Genomic DNA, 520 nt, shown 5'->3' with positions numbered 1-520 from the left:
CCATAGAACAGGGTTCATCATGAGTCATCAACTTACCTTCGCCGACAGTGAATTCAGCAGTAAGCGCCGTCAGACCAGAAAAGAGATTTTCTTGTCCCGCATGGAGCAGATTCTGCCATGGCAAAACATGGTGGAAGTCATCGAGCCGTTTTACCCCAAGGCTGGTAATGGCCGGCGACCTTATCCGCTGGAAACCATGCTACGCATTCACTGCATGCAGCATTGGTACAACCTGAGCGATGGCGCGATGGAAGATGCTCTGTACGAAATCGCCTCCATGCGTCTGTTTGCCCGGTTATCCCTGGATAGCGCCTTGCCGGACCGCACCACCATCATGAATTTCCGCCACCTGCTGGAGCAGCATCAACTGGCCCGCCAATTGTTCAAGACCATCAATCGCTGGCTGGCCGAAGCAGGCGTCATGATGACTCAAGGCACCTTGGTCGATGCCACCATCATTGAGGCACCCAGCTCGACCAAGAACAAAGAGCAGCAACGCGATCCGGAGATGCATCAGACC

1 pseudogene is annotated in these 520 nt (G+C 54.2%); it reads left to right on the top strand.

The features are described 5' to 3' along the window. Positions 1–19 precede the first annotated feature (19 nt). Positions 20–520, top strand: a pseudogene (locus K6Y31_RS22130) (IS5-like element IS5B family transposase); the annotation flags it as partial.

It is taken from the genome of Motilimonas cestriensis (genome assembly GCF_021295315.1).
Lineage (GTDB): Bacteria > Pseudomonadota > Gammaproteobacteria > Enterobacterales > CBDFNC01 > Motilimonas > Motilimonas cestriensis.
The sequence above is the reverse complement of the archived record's forward strand: the minus strand, read 5'-3'. Positions and strand labels throughout refer to the sequence as shown.